Annotated in this window: 17 protein-coding genes and 1 tRNA gene; 4 read left to right on the top strand and 14 right to left on the bottom strand. The window is 64.5% G+C overall.

The genetic code is table 11. The features are described from left to right. Positions 1–54 precede the first annotated feature (54 nt). The 14 genes from QO014_RS17155 to QO014_RS17220 form a co-directional block, all read right to left on the bottom strand. On the bottom strand, positions 55–2,271 hold the full coding sequence (locus tag QO014_RS17155; protein WP_266349966.1) for a head maturation protease, ClpP-related: 2,217 nt from the start codon (positions 2,269–2,271) through the stop codon (positions 55–57). Between the two features lie 11 nt (positions 2,272–2,282). Further along, a complete protein-coding gene (locus QO014_RS17160) occupies positions 2,283–2,597 on the bottom strand; it encodes a hypothetical protein (RefSeq protein ID WP_266349967.1) in 315 nt (104 codons plus the stop codon). Next, positions 2,594–4,096 carry a phage portal protein gene (locus tag QO014_RS17165; protein ID WP_266349968.1) on the bottom strand — a complete coding sequence of 501 codons (1,503 nt, stop codon included), beginning with the start codon at positions 4,094–4,096 and terminating at the stop codon, positions 2,594–2,596. The genes QO014_RS17160 and QO014_RS17165 overlap by 4 nt, the downstream gene beginning before the upstream one ends. Further along, positions 4,096–4,302 carry a phage head-tail joining protein gene (locus QO014_RS17170; RefSeq protein ID WP_266349969.1) on the bottom strand — a complete coding sequence of 69 codons (207 nt, stop codon included), beginning with the start codon at positions 4,300–4,302 and terminating at the stop codon, positions 4,096–4,098. Before QO014_RS17170 ends, QO014_RS17165 begins: the two co-directional genes overlap by 1 nt. A gap of 8 nt (positions 4,303–4,310) precedes the next feature. Next, the gene (locus QO014_RS17175; protein WP_266349970.1) at positions 4,311–4,928 is read right to left on the bottom strand and encodes a hypothetical protein; all 618 of its coding nucleotides are present in this window, start codon (positions 4,926–4,928) and stop codon (positions 4,311–4,313) included. A 3-nt stretch (positions 4,929–4,931) separates the two neighbouring features. Next, positions 4,932–6,950 carry a phage terminase large subunit family protein gene (locus tag QO014_RS17180; protein WP_307258616.1) on the bottom strand — a complete coding sequence of 673 codons (2,019 nt, stop codon included), beginning with the start codon at positions 6,948–6,950 and terminating at the stop codon, positions 4,932–4,934. After that, positions 6,877–7,551, bottom strand: a complete 675-nt coding sequence (locus QO014_RS17185; protein WP_266349972.1) for a hypothetical protein — start codon at positions 7,549–7,551, stop codon at positions 6,877–6,879. The genes QO014_RS17180 and QO014_RS17185 overlap by 74 nt, the downstream gene beginning before the upstream one ends. A 142-nt stretch (positions 7,552–7,693) precedes the next feature. Next, a complete protein-coding gene (locus QO014_RS17190; protein ID WP_266349973.1) occupies positions 7,694–7,933 on the bottom strand; it encodes a hypothetical protein in 240 nt (79 codons plus the stop codon). 18 nt (positions 7,934–7,951) lie between these two features. Next, positions 7,952–8,587 (bottom strand): hypothetical protein, encoded by a 636-nt coding sequence (locus QO014_RS17195; protein ID WP_266349974.1) that lies wholly within the window; start codon positions 8,585–8,587, stop codon positions 7,952–7,954. Between the two features lie 120 nt (positions 8,588–8,707). After that, positions 8,708–8,980: a hypothetical protein gene (locus QO014_RS17200; protein ID WP_266349975.1), complete on the bottom strand. Its 273-nt coding sequence runs from the start codon at positions 8,978–8,980 to the stop codon at positions 8,708–8,710. 173 nt (positions 8,981–9,153) lie between these two features. After that, on the bottom strand, positions 9,154–9,393 hold the full coding sequence (locus QO014_RS17205; RefSeq protein ID WP_266349976.1) for a hypothetical protein: 240 nt from the start codon (positions 9,391–9,393) through the stop codon (positions 9,154–9,156). Positions 9,394–9,720: 327 nt separating this feature from the next. Continuing rightward, positions 9,721–10,614: a hypothetical protein gene (locus QO014_RS17210; protein ID WP_266349977.1), complete on the bottom strand. Its 894-nt coding sequence runs from the start codon at positions 10,612–10,614 to the stop codon at positions 9,721–9,723. 1 nt (position 10,615) lies between these two features. Next, on the bottom strand, positions 10,616–12,049 hold the full coding sequence (locus QO014_RS17215) for a tyrosine-type recombinase/integrase (RefSeq protein WP_266349978.1): 1,434 nt from the start codon (positions 12,047–12,049) through the stop codon (positions 10,616–10,618). A gap of 35 nt (positions 12,050–12,084) precedes the next feature. After that, positions 12,085–12,174: transfer RNA gene (locus tag QO014_RS17220), tRNA-Ser, on the bottom strand. A gap of 334 nt (positions 12,175–12,508) precedes the next feature. Between QO014_RS17220 and QO014_RS17225 the strand changes: the two genes are divergently transcribed. From QO014_RS17225 to QO014_RS17240, 4 genes are all read left to right on the top strand, one after another. After that, positions 12,509–12,835 (top strand): hypothetical protein, encoded by a 327-nt coding sequence (locus QO014_RS17225; protein ID WP_266349979.1) that lies wholly within the window; start codon positions 12,509–12,511, stop codon positions 12,833–12,835. Positions 12,836–12,878: 43 nt separating this feature from the next. Next, the gene (gene msrA / locus QO014_RS17230) at positions 12,879–13,544 is read left to right on the top strand and encodes a peptide-methionine (S)-S-oxide reductase MsrA (RefSeq protein ID WP_266349980.1); all 666 of its coding nucleotides are present in this window, start codon (positions 12,879–12,881) and stop codon (positions 13,542–13,544) included. After that, the gene (locus tag QO014_RS17235) at positions 13,541–14,209 is read left to right on the top strand and encodes a 2OG-Fe(II) oxygenase (protein WP_266349981.1); all 669 of its coding nucleotides are present in this window, start codon (positions 13,541–13,543) and stop codon (positions 14,207–14,209) included. The genes msrA and QO014_RS17235 overlap by 4 nt, the downstream gene beginning before the upstream one ends. Positions 14,210–14,329: 120 nt before the next feature. Beyond that, positions 14,330–15,433 (top strand): NADH:flavin oxidoreductase/NADH oxidase, encoded by a 1,104-nt coding sequence (locus tag QO014_RS17240; protein ID WP_266349982.1) that lies wholly within the window; start codon positions 14,330–14,332, stop codon positions 15,431–15,433. Positions 15,434–15,460 lie beyond the last annotated feature (27 nt).

Consider the following 15,460-nt stretch of genomic DNA (forward strand, 5'->3'; position numbering starts at 1 on the left):
GGATAAGAAAAAGGCGGCCGATGGCCGCCCTTTTCGGTTCATGCCGAGCTGGTGTTACTGGCCGGCGTTCTTGTAGAGGCCGCGCCAGTGCAGGGCCTTCACGCCCGCATCCATGCGAACCTTGAACTCCGAACCATCGACGCCCCAGCCGTCGCGCTGGTCCAGGAACGGTTCCTCGACGCCGTCGAGATAGGTGACCTCGATGGTGTCCACCTGGGCCGGATCGGCCGCGAGGTGCCAGGCCGTGCCGGTCAGGCGGCTGTCGCTGACCGGGGTTGCGATGTTGCGCACGGCATTCGGCGTGCCGGCGGCATCGCCGGGAGTCTTCTCGGCGCCGATGACGGTCAGGGCGAGATCGAGCAGCTCCGGCGGCAGCAGGATGAACTTCGGCCGGACACCGATGGCCGTGCCTACGCCGGCCTCGTCCTTCTGCCGCGCCATGGCCGCGCGTGCGGCGCCCAGGCTGGTGACGCTGATCACGCCAGCAGCCGCGGCAAGGTTGCCGTGGCTCGCATGATAAAGCGCCACACCATCCTGCATCGTCGGGTTGGAATTGACGATCGCGTAGACCAGGTTGCCGATCGTGCGCTTGGCCGCGCGTCCCATCTTGCGCGGGACGCGGTCGAAGAAGCCGAGATCGTCGTTCACGATCGCCTGGCGCGTGATGGAGAACATCTTGCCGTAGGTGGCGACCTGAACCGTGGTGCCGGTGTCGCCGATCGTCGCGTATTTGTATTCGGCCCCCTCCTCCACCTTGTCGAGCGACGGGAACAGGCCGAGATCCACGCGGGAGATCGGGCGGAAGTCCGACGCACGGCCCTTGCTGGTCCATTCGCCGAAGGTCTCGTCGACCTCCTCATAGCCCGTCATCATCGAACGATAGGCGGCCGTCGCGAGGACGCTGCCGAAATCCGAGGTCGAATGGTAGCCGGGACCGGCATTGCGCGCCGTGAAGGCCGTGCCAACCATGGACATGCGGTCCATGGAGCCGCTCTTGATGTTGCGAATATCGAGCGACGAGCGTGCGAGCTCATAGAGGGTCAGGCCACTGAACTCGTTGCGTTCGCCGCCCTTCAGGCCGGCGCGCGCCAGCAGGCCCTTGGTCGCGCCCTCCGCCCACTTCTCGACCTCGTCGGCCGAGATGCGGATCTGTCCGCGGTGCGGCACGGGATCGGTATCGGCGGCGGCCTGCACCTCGGTCCACTTCGCGATGACGCGCTGACCGGCTTCCTCGACACTCACGCCCGCGGCAATGAGCTCGTCGGCGAACTCGGCAGACAGCTTCGCGGCGCGAACGGACGAGTGAATCGACTGGACGCGCTGGCGCTCGGCCGTCACCGCAGCGGCGCGGACATTGGCGACCGAGGCCGGGTCGCTGCTCTCCGCAACCTTGGTCGTGATCCGGGTCTGCGCGTCCTCGATAGAGAGACCGGCGTCGACTAGTTCGTCGGCGAATTCCAGCGGAAGCTTGGCATTACGGACGGCGGCGAAGATCTTCGTGACGCGCGTGCGTTCGGCCGCGGCGATTTCACCCGCGGCCTTGTCGTTCAGAGGCATCGTTTCATTCCTCGGGGATTGAGCGGGCAGTGCCGCGGGAGAGGGTTCGAGTTTCGCCCGGACGTCGAGTGGCGCATTGAGACGCGCCAGATCGTCCCGCCCGAGCTTTGCGCAGGCGGCGATGGCCAGCGGCTTGTCGACACCGGTCGCGAAACCCTTCGCCACGGCATCCTCTGCCGAGAAGTAGGTTTCCGCGGCCATGAGGGCCTCGATTTCGGCAGCATCCAGTCCGGTCTTGCCGGCATAGATCGAGACCATCATCCCCTTGAGGCGATCAATCTCGTCAGCCGCGCTCCGCAGTTCATCCGATCCGCCATAGGCTGCGACATAGGGATCGTGGATCATCAGACTGGCGTTCTCCGCCATGACGATCGTATCGCCAGCCATCGCTATGACCGACGCGATGGACGCGGCCAGGGCGTCGATATGCACCTCGATCGGCTTGCCGCTCATGCGAAGCGCATTGTAGATCGCGAACCCTTCGATCACGGAGCCGCCCGGCGAGTTCAGCCGAACCACGATGGTCTCTTGGGCGTCGAGCTCGATCAGAGACGCCATGACGTCGATGGCGCGAATGGTGTCGGAATAGTCCCACGGGTCGACGATGCCGTAGAGGATCAGCTCGCCATTGAGCACCAGCGAACGCGTGCCTTCCATCTGGGCGCGCGGCGAGGAACGGCGCCCCCTCTTTCTTGCGGCAGGCGAGGTCGACATTGGGGATCCTCTCAATTCTTGAAACCAGCAGGGCCGAGCGCAAAGGCATCGAACCGGATGGCGCGACGCTTGCCGCCGCGACTGATGAAGGCTGACCGTGGAAGCCGCCGCGCGGCGCCACGGCCCCATTTGCGGTCGAAGTCCGGGATGGAAACGGCGCCGCGCTCGAACCTGAACGAACTGGCCGTGGGTGCCGGATGCCAGCCGCGAACGATCTGTCCGCGCTCCCAGTGCGGGTTGAGCCGAATGATCCGCTCAGCTACAGCCGCGCCGATCCCCCGGCTGGCAATGCCGATCAGGAGCGCCGCCTCGTGCTCCGGTGTCATGCAGCGAGTGAGGGCTCGGGTTGCGCCTGGCCTTGCGCGTTATTGCGACGCGGGTCCGAGTCGAGGACCAGGCCCATGCGATCGGCTCGCTCGTTGTCGGCGGCAATCTCTGCGTCGACCTTCTCCGGGTCGTAGCCGAGCATGCGCACCTCGTCGCTGCGCGAGTTCAGGCCAGCGCGGATCTTCGAAACGGCCGACTTGATCTCGGTGCTCTGGTCGATCATCTCGCGACGGGGCGGCGTCCACACCATCCTGAAGGGTTCGGACGAACCGGTGACGACGGCGGCGGCCTCCGCGGTCCAGCGCCCCAGCGGCCCCATCATTTGAGGGATCAGCATGTTCCAGCGATAGGTGTCGATCGCCCGTGCGAATTCGAGCCAACCCATCCGGCCGCTCGAGAAGTTCACACCGGACAGATCACCGGTCAGGACCTCGTAGGGGATGCCCAGCCCAGCCGCGATCTCGTGCAGCGTGACCGACGCATAAGGGGCGAAATCCTGGGTCGTGGGCGGCGAGGCAAAGGTGACTGTTTCACCCTCGCCAAGCCGCTCGATGATACCCGGCTCCAGTGTCTCGAGCGGATAGCCGCCCGATGAGCGCGTGTCCTGATCGTCATCCAGCCCGTCATCGAACGATGAGCCGGTGATGAAGGCCGCGAAACACGCGGCGATCTTCTGCCGCATGAGCTGGGCGTCAGTATAGTCGGCGAAATCCCGCATGCGCAGGATGACGGGCGCGAACCATGAAACGCCGCGGACCTGGCCCGGGCGATCGACCCTGCAGACGTGCAGGACGAAGTCGGCGGAGACGCGCTTGCCCTTGAAGCTCGAGCGCGATCCGACGATCGTCGCGCCGGGATGCTCGTCGAACAGGTAATAGGCGACACGCTTGCCGCGCTGGTCGAACTCGACGCCCTGCACCGCGAAGTTGCCATTGCTGAGAGCACCGTCCACGGAACTATCGAGAAAGTCGGGCTCGAGGATCTGGATCTGAAACGGCAGGGCCAGACCGTCTTCAGGCCGGCGGATGCGCTTGCGGATCAGGACCTCGCCCGATTCAACGATGGTCGCCATCGCCAGCCATTGCAGGCCGTAGAGGTTAAGGCGGCCGTCGGCATCGATATCGGTGGAGTCAAAGTGCTGGTCGAGCAACTCCTTGATCTTGTCGGCCCGCTGCTGGCGCGCAGCCTTCACCGCCGGAATGATGCCCGCGCCGACGACATTGTTCGCGATCACGGACTTGGTCCTGAAGGCGAACGGGTTGTTCCGCACCATGTCGCGCGAGACGTCGCGGAGCTTGGCGGCGGCGATGCGCGTCTCGGCGTTCGCGTCGGTGCCTACCGAGCGCCAGCCATGCGTCCGTCGCCCCGCCGAGGCGGCCTCGTAGAGCGCACGCGTGCGGGCAATGCGAGCGATCTGCGTTCGCGCCTGGACACGGCGCAACGCTGCTGCCGGCGCCACATAGCCGATGGCCCGATCAATCCAGTTGGCTGCCTGCATCAGTAGCCGCCGCTATATCGGGCAACGCGCCGACGCGACGGGACGGCTATGCCGAGTTCGCGGCGCAGCTCATCGCGGATCGATCGCATCTCGGCGAGAGACGCGTATTCGACGCTCTTGCCATCGTAGGACACGCGGCGTGTGCCACTGGCGATCGCTGTTTCGATCGCCTGCAGGCGCGACTGGAGCTCGGTTTGCGTCGCCATGATTGCGCTCAGCGCTTGCTCCCGGCCGCCGGCATGCCGGCATCGTGCTCGGGCCGGTAATTCTTCGGAACCTCGGTTCCGGCCTCGGCCGACCCCGCCATCGCATTCGAGATTGCAGGCCGTGCGACTTCACCATCGCCGAGGAGGCGGATGGCCAGAGGCTCATGCAATGGGTCCTTGGTGATGACCGCATAGTCGGTGCCGGCGAGAGCCTCGCGGATCTGTTGTTCGGTGACGTACTCGACGGGCAGCACCAGATTGGTCGCGCTCGGGTCGAGCGGTGCACCGGGATAGGACCAGACGCCGCTCCGATGGCGGCTCAAGATCCCCTCACCTTTCAGGGCGAGCGTTCGTACGGGATTCGCGGGAGTGTCGAGGGTACCTTCGCTCTTCTTGGCCGCCGGCGCCTTGTCAGCCTTGTCCTTTGCGGCACGCGGCGACTTCTGCTTCGCGGAGGCCTCCGCCGCTTCGGCCTCCGCTTTGGACTTGGCCTCGGCATTCGCGATCGCCTTCGCCTCGGCTTCCGCCGTCGCTTCAGCATCCGCCTTGGCTGCAGCCTCGGCATCCGCGATCGCCTTCGCCGCGGCTTCCGCCGCCGCAGCGTCGTCCGGGGTGGTCTCGGCCATGGCCTATCTCCTGGATTGCAGCCAGCCGCGCTGGCGCTCGATTCGACCCGGGCTCGCCGGACGTTCTTTTTTCGGCGGGGCTGGTTCTGCCTCAGCCTCAGTCTCGGCAGCTTCCGGCGCGAGATCGTATTCGAGAGCAGCGTCGATCCGGCGCGGCAGTGATTTCCGGACGGCGAGCGCGCCAACAAACGTGTCGAGCGCTTCGTTCCTTTTGCCCTCGGGCAGGATCCAGATCGCGTAAGGACGGCCGTTGCGCTTGCGGATCTCGCGACGCTCAGACGTCAACTGCTCGAAATAGTCGGGCCCGAAGCCGGGCTCAGTCGGGAAGTGAATTAGGCCCGGCTTTCGGCCGCCAGGCTCGTCTGGAGCCTCGATCTTGAGGCGCCCATAGATTGCGTCCTTGGCGCCGTCGACGCCGACGGGCCAGAACAGATCGCCTGTCTTGGCCTTGCGACCCTGGTTCGGCCATATCGGTCGCTGCCCTGCAACGCCCTTGGTCGCGAAGATGCGCCGGCGGCGGCGAGCCTTGCAGAAGGCGAACACCTGCGTGCCATGGTGGCCGCCCGTATCGATGCCGAAGGCAGCAACGCGAAGGACGCGACCGTCTCGACGCTTGAACTTGCGCTTCAGCAGCGCATCGAGTTCTTTCCATGCCGCCGGCTGCGCCGGGTCCTGGGAGATGACTTCATAGAGGAACGGCCAGCTTTCCTCATCGGGCCCCCAGGCCACCAATTGCACCTCAAGCCTGTCACCCTGAACGTCCGCGAACCCGGTGATGACCATCACCTCGTTCGGCAGGTCTTCCGGACCGTAGGTTTCGGCGCGAGCAATCAAGCCCGAACCGTCGAGTGTCTCGCGCCCGGCCGGCTTCCAGAGCTCGGCCAACGCAGTGTTGACGAACTTCTTCAGCAGCTCCGGGTCGCCCTGGGCCGTGATGAACTCGGTGACTAGATCGGGAAGCCGATGTCGGATCGACAACAGCTTCGAGATGACGAAGCCGGCATGGCCGCCATAGGCAGGCCTCTTGCCGCACGTCCTGCAGAGCGACCTGCCCTGCCGATCCCATAGCTCGGGCTCCTGCCGCTCACCGCAGCACGAGAACGCGCGCGTCTGCCGCCATCCATGGTCTGGCAGGTCCGCCAGCCCTGTCAGCGCGCGGACCCGGTCGCCTTCGGACCAGAGGACGCCGCACGCTGGGCAGCAGATGCTTGCCGTCTCCGGCAGGTGCTCGCCCATATCGTCGCGGCTCCACACGACATGGCGCCACTCGATCTGAAACCGGTCGCCGCAATGCGGGCACGGTACGAAGCAGCGACGGCGATCGCTGGCACGGTATTCCCGGCCGATGCGCGAAGTGTCCTCGTCGGTCGGCGAACAGGTCCTGACGAATTTCGCCCGACCCAGCGCGTGATAGGTCGATGCGCGCTCTTCGGCCAGGATAAGCGGATCGCCTTCCTTGCCAGCGGATGGCGGATACTTGTCGATCTCGTCTGAAATGACGATGCGTTTCGGGCGCGACGCCAGGTCGGTCGGCGAGTTCGAACCGACGAAGTCGATCGACCCTCCCCGATACTCCTTATGCGTGATCGTGCTGCGCGCAGCGTATGGCGCGAGCGCTTCCCGGATCTCCGGGCTGACCTCGATCGTGGGCTCGATGCGTTCCTTGGAGAACGCTTCGGCAGCGCCCTGGGTCGGCTGCACGAACAGGATCGGACTTGGATCCTGATGCACGAAATAGAGTGCGACGTTGATATCGAGCTCGGTCTTCACGACCTGAGTGCCCGCCATCACGGTCACAGTATGTGTGTCGGCCTCGGTCACTGCCGCGAATGGCCCAAAGGCCACCGGCTGCGACCGCGTCTTCCACCGACCTGGTGAAGCCGATGTCTTGGACGAGATATGGCGGTAGGTATCCGCCCACTCGATCAGGTTGAGCCGCGGCGGCGGCCTAAGTGCGAGCCTCGCCAGCGTCAGGCGAGCCAGAAGCGCCAGCGCTCCCGGCCTGAACATTTCCCTGATCATGCAGCTCGCTCAAGGCCTCACTGATTTCTTCGAGGATCTTCTCTTCGATCGCCGCGCGATCGAGCCCCACCAGCGAGGCGGCAATCTTGCCCGGGATGCCCAGGAGGCGTTCGCGGACGATCGTGTATTCGGCCTCGAGCTGCACGGCGACCTCCTCGATCGCGACCAGCGCGCCCTGGCTGACGAGGTATTCCTGCCGTCGCTTGAGAGCGAGGTAGATCTCTTTGACGCGTGTCGCCTCTGCGAGCTTCCAGCTGCCAGCGGATTCGATCCCCTCATCGGAGATGTCTGCGTCGAGCAGTCCGTCAGCTTCCTCGTCGACGACGGTGTTACCCTCGGGGGTAACAGCGGCTGTTACCTCCCGGCGGGTCAGCGGCGATTTGTTACCCTCGTCCCGCCTCGGCGCCTCGGAGGTAACACCGCCGCGATAGGTCGCCGGCCGGTCGTTGAGGGCGGCATCGGTCTTCGCCACATCGACACGACCGCGCGCGTCGAGAACAAGAATGCCCTTTTGTTTCCAGTCCGTTACAGTCTTTCGCGAGACGCCGCGGTGACGACCATAATCCGCCTGGGAGACGAAGCCCGGATCCTCTGCTGCCATGAAACGAGGCGGGCCCTGATTGTTACCCTGTTACCTGTTACCCAGTTTTGCGACCCCACGCCGCGTCACGGTCCGCGGTCGCGCGTACCCCGCCCGGGGGCCGGGGGGCGGAAGGACCCAAGGCCCCCCGGAGGGCTGAGCGTCAGGCGGCCGAACCGGGCGGTCCCAGCTTCTCGACGATGTCGACCACCGCGCGAACTCCGACGCGGTAGGCCGGCGAGCCCTCTGTCGCGTCCTCGAACGTCACTTTGCAGACGACGTCTGTCACCAGAATGCCCGCTTCACGCGCGGCCGCCTCTGCGATCAGGAGCTCCAGTTCGCGCCGATCGAAACGGACACGGACGCGCCGTTCATGGACAACGGTCTCGGTGGACTGCGGCATGCTGGTCTCCATTCCTCGTCATCGGCGCGAGCCGGCGTTGCCGTGAGAACTCCCCAGCCGGCGGCGTCCAAGCGCCGCTTCACGGTCGTATCGGGACTTCTTCCCACGCGTCGCCATGGCGTTCTTCAGCGATGCCGAGAAGCCCGCCTTCAGTTCTGCCCGCATGACGCGCTGGAAGCTCTCGAAGAAGGGAACATCTTCAGGCTGGTGGGCTGATTGCTTGAAGGAATAGACGAGATGCAGTCGGCCCCCCTTGCCGACAAAAATGCCATGCGGCAGCACGCGCAGCGCCCTGGCGGGCGTCATCGCGCGAATTGCGTAAGGCGTCTCGCTCTTCCTCACACCCTTGCCGGAGCGCCTCACCGCGCCGGTGGCCGGGATCGCAAGGCGCTTCTTGGCCTGTTTGGTTCCGCCCTTGGCGTGGAGCGCGAGATGCCCGCGGCCCAAATTGTCGAAGATCGAGACCGACAGGTTGCGCTTGGTCGCCTTATCGATCCTGAGCGATGCGCTGATGAAGCGCTTGTTCCTCTGCTCGACGTGCCGGGGCCAGACGTCGTCGACGAGAAATGCGCGTGTGGTGAAAGCCGCCGCCGTCAAGGCGTTGGCAAGGGCGAACGGCAGCTGATCAACAGCACCGCCCAGCCGATCGGCCATCCGCTCGAAGTCGCGAAGATCGAAAGTGAGCGGCATGTTGCAACGTCTCGCCCGAAATGGAGATCGTCAGCGCTCGGCCGCGACATTCAACGCGCCGGCGCCGACGATCAGCACCAGCACCTAGGCGGCGTTGCGCACGAGCCCGTTGGCTTCGGTCAGGCGACCGCTGGCGATCTGCTTCTGGCGTCGCTCCCATTCGCGGCGCCCATTCGATGGATACGATGCGCCCGTCTTCGGATAGCGCCGACGAACGGCCAGGCGCGCGCGCCGCGGCTCATGCAGCACCATCAGTTCTCGGCCGGGCATCGGCGGCGACAGGGCGACGGACGCCGAGCCTGCGGCGACCAGAAGAGCGGACGCAGCAAGCAGCATGCGCAGCGACGGGCGGTGCATTCGGATCTCCGGTATGATGGGAAGCTTTGCAGGCCCAGCACGACGATCGGCAATGAGCGGCAATCCCTCGGCCGAAGCGGAGGAGCGGTGGTTCCCATGGCGACCGCATTGCCGCGAGCTCGGAACGCTCTACGAGAGCCGAGCGGCGGATCGTCGTGCTGAGTTCGGAAATTCTATTCGCGCAGGCTCACGGCGAGTCGGCGCAGATCGTCGGCGAGCTCGGATCGCTGAACGAAGAAGCGTTCGGGGTCGTGCCGCGAGACGGTCAACCGATTCAGCCGCGCCTCGATATCATCGACTTTCTGAGCCATCTCACGGCGCTGGTCGTGCGGAACAACTGGCGCGCGTCGACCAAGGCTGCGCTCGGTCACGACGATGGAACGCCCTTTGACCGTAATCGTGCCGGTGCTCATGAACGCGATCGGTCTTCCGTCGTTGAGGAGATGTACGAGGTTGGTCGCGCCACGACCAACCTCGCAGTTGCCACCGACCGACCCGGCCGTTGACCTGCAGGCCGCCAAACCCGCAGGATCCCAGAAACTGGATATAAAAAAACCGGGCCCAAAAGGGTCCGGCGTTGGCGGTCTATCGAGTGTGACTTCTGCATCGAATCGCCTTCACTCGGCGACCAACGCAATAATCCAGCCCATCAGCTGACAAGGCGATTTGTGGCACATTGACCACATGCTCGACAACAGAATTATGATGTGGCTCGAGAAAAATGCGAGATCGAATGTCTGCTACGAAGGCGGGTCGTAACCCATAACCTGTGCAAGTCTCGATAGATATTCCGATTGGTCTGCCTCCTTGTAGAGGCCGGTTCTAAGGACCGCCTGCCAAAACGAGGAATCGCGCGGTGGCCCACCCCCTCGGGCGACATCATCGATCAGAATATCCTCGGCAGCTCTCGCCATATGTGCGAATAGATCCATGACTTCAAGATCATCAAAGCCGTCGATGGCCGCTAGCGCCGCTGCTTTCTCCTCTTCGTTGACCGCCAGATCAGGATTAATGGTGACCAGATGAAAGAGATGACCTTTCTTGAGGGTTGGTATCGGCAGATAGGTTACCACAACTGTTATTTTGAACCGTGTAAAATTATACTCAAAAACGCTGGTCGTTCTGGGCCGAAGATTATTTAGACTTCGCTCGGGGGATGAAATAACAACCATGAAAAATGCCGTAAACTTGTTAGGATCATATGCGCCAAGCCGGATCAGCCGCCCCTTCCCCGGTTTATACTTATGCGCCTCCCCCAACTCTCCGACACGCCGAGTGTAGATCGGCGCAAATTGATTGGCAGTCTTGATTGCTTTGGTCAGGTGGACAGATGTAATCGGTTCAACGCCCCCGAACAAACGCAGTGTTCGCTTTATCAGGTTGATCCCGTTTACACTCTCATCGCTCGCATGAATTGAATAACGGCTCTCCTTTATCCGCTGCCCTGCGAACGCACTGAGGTCTGGACCGTCCGCATAATCGTCAAGCGCAGAAAGTGTGTCAGGCGAACGCAGCAAAAGCCTTAACCCCTGCTCTTTGTCTTCTTTCACCGTCAGCACAGTGATTTCGCGATCAGGCTCGACGAAAGTGAACGAGATCTCGGTTTCTCCCTCAACAAGGCCTTGCTCCTGCAATTCAGCTCTCGCAGATCTGCGTTGCAGTAACGACGACTTTTGACAGCCATTCGAGCTTGTGCTCGAGCGTCGGCCCTTCGCCATAGCGCGGCCGGTTGAACTTGTGGCCCATCAGGTCGGCCTGCAGGCGATCAGGCATGTCGGCGGCCGTCAGGCGGTCCTGGAAGCTGTGGCGGATCGAGTAGAGGCTGTGATCTTCGGTCGGCAGCAGGTGTCTTCCCCTCATCACCTTATTCACCAGAGCGGACAGCTGCGAGGTGCGGTCCCGGTACTGAGGAAAGCCATCGGGGTTCGCCTGAAACGCTTCCAAAGAAATGCCGATCAACGGGATGTCGCGCTGCGAATAGGGGGTCTTCAGGCGTCGATAGGCCTTCATCCGGATCTTCACATGCGGAACGGCAGTATCGAGGATGATGTCATCCTTCTCGAGCCCACAAATCTCACTCGGTCGCATGCCGGTCTCGATCATCGCCATGACGATCCAGCGAGCCTGGTCGTTCATCCCGGCGAGCGTCGCCGGCTTCGCTATGTGGCGGAGCTGATCGCTCGTGAATGGGGACCGTTGCTTGATTTCCTCGTCAGCCAAACGGAGCTTCTGGAATGGCTTCGAAAGCCCCAACTGCAGGCCGTCATTGAGGGTGTCGAACAGCTGCGCGAGATGCCCGATATCCTTGTTGGCGCTGTTTGGTGTGTAATCTTCGTCGATCACCCGGTCCTGCCACCACGCCCGCAGGGAAAGGGCATCGGCTCGGTTCACGTCGATGATCGCCTTGTCGCCGACCAACTCGATCAGATTGTTGACCGCCTTGAGGCGAGGCGCTTTCCAGCGCCGCAACTGATCTTCCGATTTCGCGCGGACCTTGTCGCGGGTCAGCTTGTAGAATTCGGCGAGCGCATCCGACAGCTTCAGGGCTGGAGAGGACAGGCCGCCGGCCAGCGCATCGGCGGCTTGTACTTCGGCCGGCGTCGGCGGTTGGGCATCCATGCCGGCGCCGATGATTTTCATCTGCTCGAGCCGCTGCAGCCGAGCAAGGATATCGTCCAGCTGCGAATTGGCGAGCGCCGGCGCTTCCCGATATTCGAATCCTTCGAGCCGCGCGCGATCGATCGCGCCGCGATAGCGCTCCTTGTCGTCATCGGAATCGCCGCGCTTCAAGGCGACCCAATAGGCCTCCAGTTCGCGCTCGACGGCGCCCTTCAGTCGTTCGGCGCGTGCGAGGTCTCTGGTTTCAAGGGAGATCGCGACCCAGCCACGACGATCGACGTCGGCGAACCTGGCGGGCACCTGCCGCGAATAATACCAAACGCCGTTGCGCTTCTTGAGCCGTCGAGCCACCCGAACCCCGCCTGAACCGCTATCTGGTACAGTTGCTGGTACACTCGTGCCCATCTGGCGCTCCGCGTCAATGGCTGATATCGGCCGTTCTGGCTGCATTCAGCCGTTTTGAGCGGTCATCGAGGCATCAGAAATGGCGGAGGGAGCGGGATTCGAACCCGCGATACGGTTTCCCGTATACACACTTTCCAGGCGTGCGCCTTCAACCACTCGGCCACCCCTCCGTATCGCAGCCTTGCGGCCCTTGTGCCGGCCAAATGGCCAGCTTCCGCGCGTCGATCATGCCAAAGACGGCGATCGCGGCGGCAGCATGTCTTCGGCCGCTGGAACGGCGCAAGGCGGATGCAGCAATCTTGCGGAGCCGCAAGTTCTGATCGCTCTGAAGACCGGGCGTGCGGTATCACGAAGCAAGGGCCGGACGCAAGGCTTGGCCGGCGAAGGAAGGCACCGTTGCCGATCAAGCTGTGGATCGTTGGCTTGCCGTTGCCGAAATCCCCCCGAACACCTATTTATCGGCCACTGCTCCCCGTCAACATGTGTGCCTTGCAGGTTCCGCCGATGGTTCGCTGGCTCGTCCGTCTTCTCGGTCTGTTCGCGATCGCCGGCGCCCTGATTGCGCTCGTCGTCGACGGGACCCGATCGATCGCGGCCTCGACGCTGACTTTGACCTCGCTCGGACAAGCCTGGTTCTCCTTCGATCCCGACAGCCTTGCCGCGGCGCAGGCCGCGGTGGCGAGCCATGTCGAGGTCTATGTCGGTGCCTGGGTCTGGTATCCTGTGATCCAGTTCCTGCTGACCCTGCCGGTCTGGCTCGTCTTCGGCGCTCTCGGCGCCCTGCTCGTCCTCGCCGGCAAGCCCAGGCCGTTCCGCGCCGCGGTCGCCTGAGACACCTTTCTTGATCCTCTCTTCCGAAAGGAGACGTCCTCCCATGAATCTCCTCGACCTCTTCGCCCGCAAGACCAAGCTGCCCGAGCCCGGCACCGCCCTCCCCGGTCGCGCCGCGCCGATCACCCGGCCGGGCGCCCATTTCGTCAATGGCCGTGCCATTGCAGGGCCCTATCCCGAAGGCATCGAGACGGCCGTGTTCGGGCTCGGCTGCTTCTGGGGTGCGGAGCGCATGTTCTGGCAGGCTGACGGCGTCTATGCGACGGCGGTCGGCTATGCCGGCGGCGAGACGCCGAACCCGACCTATGACGAAGTCTGCTCGGGCCTGACCGGGCACAATGAAGTGGTGCTCGTCGCCTATGATCCGAAGCGCATCTCCTATGAGGGGCTGCTGAAGATCTTCTTCGAAGGCCACAACCCGACGCAGGGCATGCGCCAGGGCAATGATGTCGGCACGCAGTACCGCTCCGGCATCTATGTCGCCAACGCCGCCGAGAGGCAGCAGGCCGAGGCGGCGCGCAATGCCTATGAGGCGGCGCTCGGCAAGCGCGGCTTCGGCGCCATCACGACCGAGATCGTCGATCGTCCGACGTTCTATTTCGCCGAGGACTATCACCAGCAATATCTGGCCAAGAATCCGAACGGATATTGCGGCCTCGGCGGCACGGGCGTCTCCTGCCCGATCGGGACAGGCGTCGCGGCAGCGTGAGCGCCTTCGCCGAAGATGCGGCCACGCTGGATGACGAGGCGACAAGCCGCCTCGTCGACCGACTTGCGACGCAGGGCTTCGCGGTTGCCGATGGGCTTCTCCCGCCCGCCCTCGTCGCCGGGCTGCTTTCGGAACTGCACGGCCTCGAGCAGGCCGGACTGCTCTCGGGCGCCGGCGTTGGCCGCGATGCGGGGCTGCGGCGCGACGGCGACATTCGCCGCGCCGCGATCCGCTGGTTCGATGGCGGCACGGCGGCGGAGCGCGCTTTCCTCGCGCTCGCCGATGGGCTGAAGACGGCGATCAACCGCCGGCTCTTCCTGGGCCTGTTCGATTTCGAGTGTAATTTCATCGCCTATCCGGTGGGCGGCTTCTATGGCCGCCACCTCGACAGTCTCGCCGGCGCGAAGAACCGCGTCGTCTCGCTGGTCGCCTATCTCGATCCCGACTGGAGCGCCGAAGATGGCGGCTTCCTGCGCGTCTGGTCCGCGCCCGATGATCACGGCGCACCGGCGGAGGCGATCCAGCCTATGGCGGGGCGCATCGTGCTGATGCTCTCCGAGGAGATTCCGCATGAAGTCCTGCCGGCCCATCGGCCGCGCCATGCGATCGCCGGCTGGTGGCGTGTCAACGGGTCCTCGGCAAACCGGCTTGATCCCGCGCGCTGACGGAATTGTTGCCGTTCTCGAAAGAGTTCCTCCACGGGGTAGGCTCTTCCTTGCGCTGATCGCCGTGCTTAAGTCTCGGCCATCGGTTTTCTCCCTCCCACGCAATCGCCATTGGATCCCATGTCAGAGCTCTTCTCCCCGCTTGTCGTCGGCCCCGTCACGCTGCCGAACCGCATCGCCATCGCGCCCATGTGCATGTATTCCTCCGATGACGGCACGCCGGGCGAGTGGCATTTCCATCATTGGATGTCGCTCGCGGCCTCCGGCGCCAGCATGATCACCTTCGAGGCGACCGGCGTGGAGCGGCGCGGCCGCATCTCGCATGGCTGCCTCGGCCTCTATTCCGATCAGAACGAGGCGATGATCGGCGAAAAGCTCGCCGCCGCCCGCCGCGTCGCCGCGCCCGGCACCGTCTTCGGCATCCAGCTCGGCCATGCCGGCCGCAAGGCCTCCTCGCAACTGCCCTGGCATGGCGGCGGCGCGCTGAAGGCCGATCAGGACCCCTGGCAGACCGTGGGCCCCTCGGCGATCCCCTTCGGCCCCGGCTGGCATACCCCGACCGCGCTCGACGAGGCCGGCATCGAGACCGTCATCGCCGCCTTCGCCTCAGCGGCCAGGCGGGCAGCCCGCGCCGGGCTCGATTTCGTCGAGCTCCATGGCGCGCATGGTTACCTCCTGCACCAGTTCCTCTCGCCCATCTCCAACAAGCGCACCGATCGCTGGGGCGGCAGCCTCGAGAACCGCATGCGGCTGATCCTCGAAGTGGCAAAGGCCGTCCGCGCCGCACTGCCGGAGCGCGTCTTCGTCGGCGCGCGCCTCTCCGCGACGGATTGGACCGAGGGCGGCTTCACGCCCGAGGAGGCGATCATCGTGGCGTCCGCGCTCAAGGAAGCCGGCGTGGTCTATATCTGCGCCTCCACCGGCGGCAATGTGCACGATGCCAAGATCCCGGTCGGCCCGCTCTACCAGACCGCCTTCGCGACTGAGATCAAGAACGGCGCCCAGATCGTGACGCGCGCGGTTGGCCTGATCACGACGCCGGCCGAGGCCGAGGCGATCATCGCCGAGGGCAAGGCCGACATGGTGGCGCTCGCCCGCGCCGTGCTCGCCGATCCGCGCTGGCCCTGGCGCGCGGCCTATACGCTGGGGGCGCAAGCCTACGCGCCGCCGCAATACCAGCGCAGCCTCTCGACGATGAAGCACTGGGTCGCCGACGCGGCCTGATCCCCGTCGCCTCTCCCCCGAGGGGAG

The organism is Kaistia dalseonensis (assembly GCF_030814715.1).
GTDB lineage: Bacteria > Pseudomonadota > Alphaproteobacteria > Rhizobiales > Kaistiaceae > Kaistia > Kaistia dalseonensis.